Annotated in this window: 1 protein-coding gene; it reads left to right on the top strand. The window is 66.6% G+C overall.

All coding sequences use genetic code 11. The features are described 5' to 3' along the window. Positions 1–1,697, top strand: a 1,697-nt coding sequence (locus tag KW832_RS25550; RefSeq protein ID WP_218301934.1) for a hypothetical protein, incomplete at both ends; no start/stop codon positions are given.

Raw genomic sequence — 1,697 nt, forward strand, 5'->3', positions numbered from 1 at the left:
GTCACCCCGGAGAACGCAGCAGGTCTCGGTATCGACCTGGTGCAGACCAAACCCCTGCAGATCACTCCCGAGAACCCAGCCATTGGCACTGCCAGCGCCCAGGCAGCAGCCCCCCACGCCAGCCCCACCGAGGTCGCCGCCCTGGAACTGCTGCTGGCCGAGCCCGCCAACCAGGAGATGGTGGCCCAGTTCGGCCCGCCCCTGCGCCCCTTGAACACCGACACCGACGTCGGCCAAGGCATCCTCGCGCGCTTTGGCCCCGACCTGGGCGCACGCCTGACCCAGTTGCAAGAGGCGCACAACGCCGTACGCGACCAATTCCTGCAGGCCCTGGACCACGCCCAGCAAAACCCCGGCCCCGAAGTGGCAGGCAGCGAACTGATCGCACGGCACTCCAGCGGAGGCGATGCCGAGCACATCACCGAGCAGACACTGCACAGCGTCACCCACCCGCCAAGCGCCAATCAGGCCAGCGACCTCCAGGCCATCGAAGCCCAGGCGCTCGCCGCTGGCGGGCAACACCAGAACCTCTGGCGCCTGAGCGACCCCGCCGAATTCGCCAAGGCCTACGCCAGCGGCGACAGCCCCGCACAAAAAGCCTTTGCCCAACTGCACGGCAAAGAGCCCCTGCAGTTCCATTCCGCCGTGCAGCACGGCGAAACCGATGCGGGCCCCCAGATCACCCCTGCCTACTACGGCCTGGGCGAGAGCCAGCTGGTACTCGGCGGCCCCACCGTCACAGAAAACGGCAACCCCGGGCCCTGGGCTGCCAGCACCTGGCAAGCCACCCAGCTCACCCCCGAACAAAACCGGGATCTGATCAACAACGAATACCTGTGGTTTGACCCCGTCAACGGCTGGAGCACGGACCTGGCCAACAACATCCGGCAAAGCACCAGCTTCCTGGACAAAGCGCTGCCCATGGTGTTTGCAGGCGTCATGACCTTCGCCACCGCAGGCGCCTTTGGCATCACCGCCGCCAGCGCCAGCACCAGCCTGGGCCAAAGCATGGCGCTGGGCGCCATCAGCAGCGCCACCATGCAGCTGACCACCGGGGGCAAGATCGACCTGGGCGACCTGCTGCGCTCGGCACTGACCGCCGGAGTGAGCTTTGGGATGATGAACGCCACAGGCATGAACGAGCTGCTGCAAGGCGGCGATCTGGCCACGCGCAGCCTGGGCCACCTGGGCAAGGCGGGCCTGCAGGGTGTGCTGCAAGAAGCCACGGGGGGCAAGTTCAAGGACGGCCTCACAAACAGCCTGCTGGCCAGCGTGGCGGGAGAAGTGGGCAAGAGCCTGGAAGTGCAGATCGCCGAGCTCAGCAAGAACGAAGGCCTGAGCGTGCAAGAAGCCAGCATGCTGCGCCTGCTCGGCCGGGCTGCCAGCAGCGCAGTGAAGGTTGCGGGCAGCAATGACCCGGCGGCAGGGTTTGCGAGTGACTTCCTGGGCGAAGTGCTGGGTGAAGAGCTGCGGGGCGCACAAGGAAAGGGGCAAAGCCAAAGCCAGAACCCAAGCCAGGCAGGGAATGAGGGACAACCAGGAGACAGGCCCTCCAGCGACTGGGTGAGGAACCTGGGGGCCAGTGAGGTGGATGCGCAGGGGCTGGGCCTGCGGCCAGGGCTCGGAGGACAGGGGCTGCAAATCTCGGGCGAAACGCTATCGAACTGGAGCGACGAAATCGACGGCGGCATCGCCCT

Source organism: Acidovorax sp. sif0632, from assembly GCF_019218805.1.
Taxonomy (GTDB): domain Bacteria; phylum Pseudomonadota; class Gammaproteobacteria; order Burkholderiales; family Burkholderiaceae_C; genus Acidovorax; species Acidovorax facilis.